We start from the raw sequence: 4,180 nt of genomic DNA, 5'->3' as shown, positions 1-4,180 counted from the left end.
CTTCAGACTTTCAAGGCGAGAGATCTGATCAGAGATCTCCACTTCGTGTGGGGGAATCATGTGGAGTGTTTTGTCCAGTTTTCGGTGAACCTCCTTGATATTTGCTTTATAGCTATGCAGCTGAAGGCAAAATTCTCCAATCCCCACAACGTCTAACCTCTTCTTTACCACTTCCAAAGCAGCCATCTTCTCACTGATGAAAAGAACAGTCTTACCTTGTGCAAGTAAATCTGCGATTGCATTCGCTATCGTCTGGGATTTTCCGGTACCCGGGGGTCCTTGCACAACGAGATTCTTCCCGGCTTTAATGTCTTCAATTACAGCGATCTGGGAAGAATCAGCGTCAAGGATATGGTAGACAGAATCAGCATGAATCCTTTTATCCACGTCTTCTTCATTGAATCCTTCGACAATCGGACTCGTCATATCAGGGTTGAATATTGCATTGATAAGAGGATGATTTGCAGGAGTGACTGCCCCGGTCCAGGCCGCGCTATCAAGATCCTTGTACATGACAAATTTCGTAAAACTGAAAAAATCCAGATAGACATCTGAAAAAATATTCCATCTCTGCTGCTTGCTGATTGCATTTTTTACCAGCTGGAAATATGCATCAATTCCCGATTTATCTTCGGGCATATCAAAATCCGGAAGGGTAACACCAATCTCACCAAGTCTTTCCTTAAGAGAAATGTTTGTCATGATATCTTCATTTGTCCACTGAATTTTGAAGGACTCCCGAACCCCTTCACGCTTCATTTCGACGGGAATCAAAATAAGAGGAGAACGCGCAGGTTTTTCTGACGTTGGTGAATCATACCATTCCAAAAAGCCGAGGGCCAGGTAGAGAACAGTGTAACCTTGTTCTTCTATAACGGATTTGGATTCCTGCATGATAACAAAAAGGCGCTTTTGCAGGGTTTCTTTGTCGAAGGGTGTATCCAGATATCGATCGGCCGGATGATTTTGCGAAGGTTGTTCAGGAGTGATCGGTTGCCAGATCGTTGAAATATTAGGCTCTGCGGTCAACTCCCCGGTTTTATTTTCGGAGGGGATCGGGTCGGGAGACGGTGGATTATCGGGTTCACTTGGTTTCGTCGCCCGGAATTGCATCGGTTTTTCTTTGATGACAAGATATTCGTAAACATCGAGAGGGCTCTCACCAAGAATTCTGAGTGTTCGGGCTTTCGTTGGCCGGAAATTAAGGAGTTTGTTCCGAAAAGTAAGATCAAGTAATTTTTTCCTTGTATTTTCAATATTTTCTGAGACTGTAGCCATTGGCGCCCTCGAAATTTCTGTTATCTATTCTCTATCTAAATTTTATGACGTTTAATATTCCTATGCAAAAATTCCAATGCCAAAAGCGATTATTTATTTTGTATTTCTTGGCACTCGAAATTAGTAATAAAAAAGCGGGTCCTTTCTGCGCCCCATCCTTGACCGTAGTTCACCGTAGTGTTCACCTCGAACGGGTTACTTGCAGAGCGAGGTCAATATTCCTTCCCTCAATGGGTAGTCTTGAGATTTTGCAGACCCATCCAGCATTGCTCAGGAAATCCAGATCCGTTGAAAAGTTTTCAGTTACTCAAAAACCTGAGCATTGCTCGAATCTTTCGCCGTCGAAACAAAAGTCCCGGCGCGCGTTCCGATTTTATCAGATCTGAGCATTGCTTGAATAGGTCACAGAGAAGAAACGGAAAAAATAATTTGTCATCTTCTTTAAAAATTCGAGCAATGCTCAGATCCTTCAGAAAAAAATGACAATGACAGGGGAGGTTTTTACTGACATTACCGGTAACCCGGGTCTCATATCCATCCGGAGCCTTCAAAAGACTTATGAGGGCACCGCGCGTAATAGGATCATAACCCAAAATGGGGTGGATTTCATGAAAAAAAGCTCAAATGAAGCGGATTTAAACCCACAGCCGGGCAGCTCCATAGCAGCACTTCTGCGCTGGTGGTCGAATCCTGTTTTGAAATGTTAAGCTGAGAGCGAAGCGCATGGATCCGCCCGGCCCTGACAAATAATGATGAACCCTATAATTGAATTCTTCAATAAAAAAAGGGTAAAGACACAGTTTCTGATGATGGATTCTCAAAGAAAATTGACGACGTCATCACGAGAATCGATCTCAAATTGCATTCCAGGCAATAGCACATGATATAATGAAGGGCAGTCACCCTCCCCCAACCCTCGCCAGCTTCGCTCGTACCGGCCCGGGCAATGAGCCGGGGGGATCATGGGGTCGGACCAGATCATGTGAGACCCTCATGACCCCCCCCAAAAGTAGGTTTTGGGGTCCCCGTTTTACCCTCCAACCGATGGAGGGGTTGGCCGGTAATTTCCCACATGGCAATCACGACAAGGTGAAGGGAAATAAGTGATATATTATCACCCATTCGACTTTTTTAACCCTGTCTCCTTTTGGAACGTTTAAAGATATTCTGCCTGGTTTTCTTCCACCTTTCACCGGGATCAGTCAATCCCTCGCCGCAGCTCATGTAGCATCAATTGGCCGGAAATTTTCTGATAGGTGGAATCCGCACCAGATACGGATTTTATTCCGGGAAATGCCCTGTTGACAAAAAAAAGAAATTAAGGTGTTACTGTCGCGCTGGTATTGGGAGTCCCTGAAGAACCAGCGGTTGTTACGGGAACAGGGATCTTTGTTGGTGTGGGTGTTGGTGTCGGTGTTGGCGCGGGTTTCAGGTCTGCCTGGACCTCCACAATGCCGTTTGGAGTAACGGTGGATTTTTGCATTACCATGTTCCCGTCCTTGTATACTCCGACGGTCAGGTTATCAGAAGATCCATCTGCTTTCTGGATGGTTGCGACAACAATCCCTTCGCTTGTCGGGATCTGGTAGAACTTGTCCCCCGTATCTGCGACATCGGCCTGATTACCGGGTGTGCCGACTGACCCGGTGAACTTGTCGGCATAGATCACGCGGATCCAGACTCCCGTGGGCGGGATAAGCGTCTGCGGTGTCGGTACAGGAGTGACTGTTGTCTGGGCTGGGGCAACGGTTACTACCGGAGCCGGCGTAGCTGCAGTGGTCGGAGCAATGGTTGCAACCGTTGTTACCGCGGTCGTTGGAACAGATGTTGGTACAACGGTATGTACACCTCCAAGAGGGTTGGCAAATACAAATACTGCGGCAATGATCGCAAGGATGACGATCGCAATCACACCGGTAATGAGAAATTTCGGCCTTCGTGAGGTTGCCTGGGGAACCGGGTAGTGCGGTGCAGGGGACGGAGGTGTCGGGGGCTCGTTGCCCGTTACGGGCGGTGTCGGAGAATCCGCGGAAGATCCAATGACCGGCCACTTAATCTCCGGCATGGAAGAAGGTTCCGGCCCGCCCTGGGTTTGTGCAGCAGGTTCCGGTGCCGGTGATTCTTCTGCAGGCGGGGGTGTAGCGTAGTGTTTTGGCACCAGGGGTGAAGGCACGGTACGGGGAACTGAATCCTCGATGAGCGGCTCAATGGAATGAATTACATCTTCGATCGGGCGATCCTTTTTATCTGCGGCATTTCCGAATACCGGTGGTGATGACATCTGTACCTGGGGAACCGTAGCCGACGGTTGTTCTGTAACCGGGGCGGCGGCCATTGCATCAAGCTCTGCATCCCTTACTACGGGTGTCCCGCATTTGTTGCAGAAGGCCGATTCCGGGGGAACACGGTTACCGCAGCGGTTGCAGAAGGATCCGGTCGGAAGGGTGGTGACCTCAACGGGCTTTGGCATTGGTGAAGCAGTCTCAACAATCTTCTTTATCGGGCGGGCAATCTCGATCTTCTTCTTGGGGGCGGGAACCGCAGGGATCCCTGCCACTTCCCTGCGGGGAGGGGCCTGTTCTGCGTCTGCAGGTGAAGAGTCTTCGGGTCTGGCAATATCCGGCATGATGGGGTGCTGGAATGTGGAGGACGTGTGCTGGCGGAGCACTTTTGCCCATTCATCGGATTCCCGCTTACGTTCGCCACCACTGGTCTTGGAGAACGTGAGGATCATCTGGCGGGTTGCGCCCGTGTTGGTGATGATCGAGAGCATGATGGTTGGATCGCGGATGGCATTTTCCCCTGCCTCGATATCCCTGAGGGTTGCAAGAAGGATCTCCTGCGGAGCGATAAGATGCTTCTTACTGTCAACAAGGATCAGCCGCCTCGTGGTAAGAATTGC

General features: G+C 49.1%; 2 protein-coding genes. Both read right to left on the bottom strand.

What is annotated here, in order from left to right; translation table 11 throughout:
* Window positions 1-1,278 (bottom strand): DUF4011 domain-containing protein (locus WBL42_RS07805; RefSeq protein WP_424720716.1); only part of this gene is annotated, 1,278 nt, incomplete at its 3' end.
* A 1,318-nt stretch (window positions 1,279-2,596) separates the two neighbouring features.
* Window positions 2,597-4,180 (bottom strand): zinc ribbon domain-containing protein (locus WBL42_RS07800; protein ID WP_424720715.1); only part of this gene is annotated, 1,584 nt, incomplete at its 5' end.

This window comes from Methanoregula sp. (genome assembly GCF_049686655.1).
In the GTDB taxonomy this organism is placed as follows: Archaea; Halobacteriota; Methanomicrobia; order Methanomicrobiales; family Methanospirillaceae; genus Methanoregula.
The sequence above is the reverse complement of the archived record's forward strand: the minus strand, read 5'-3'. Positions and strand labels throughout refer to the sequence as shown.